Annotated in this window: 1 protein-coding gene; it reads left to right on the forward strand. The window is 38.3% G+C overall.

Translation table 11 applies throughout. From position 1 onward, the window contains the following. On the forward strand, window positions 1-545 hold a 545-nt coding region (locus ABN217_RS20150), incomplete at both ends, for a fimbria/pilus outer membrane usher protein (protein ID WP_349459992.1).

The following is a 545-nucleotide window of genomic DNA, read 5'->3' on the forward strand; positions in this document are numbered from 1 at the left end:
ATTCACAACTTACTCTTGCTGCCTATAAATTCTCGGATAAAGAATTTTTAACCATGCCGCATTATATTGATGTGCCTAACGGTGTGCTCCATTTTAGACGCGATAAAAACGTTTATACCGCACCTTTTAATCAATATATCAGCCCACTTGATGTGACTTTGTATTTCAATGCCTCTCATCATCAATTTTGGAACAGTGAGTCGACAACAACATTTGGCATGAGTCTGAGCAAGATTTTCAGTTTAGGTAAACTGAAAAATATTTCGGCTACATTGTCGCTGAATAAAATTAAATATCAGGAAACGGATGATAACCAAGCCTATTTATCATTCTCTATTCCTCTAGAGAGTGGTGGTTCAGTAAGCTATGACATGCAATATGCAGATGGTGGTAAAAGCTTAGGCCAATCTGTTGCCTATTATAGTGAGAACCTTAATAACAACTATTGGAGTGTGCGTGTTGGTGGAGATAAGCGTGAGTTAGGTCGTATGGAGCCGAATCTTAGTGGTAGCTACCAATATTCATCACCATACGGTGTGTTAAAC

The organism is Proteus sp. fly-1067 (assembly GCF_040139345.1).
In the GTDB taxonomy this organism is placed as follows: Bacteria; Pseudomonadota; Gammaproteobacteria; order Enterobacterales; family Enterobacteriaceae; genus Proteus; species Proteus vulgaris_B.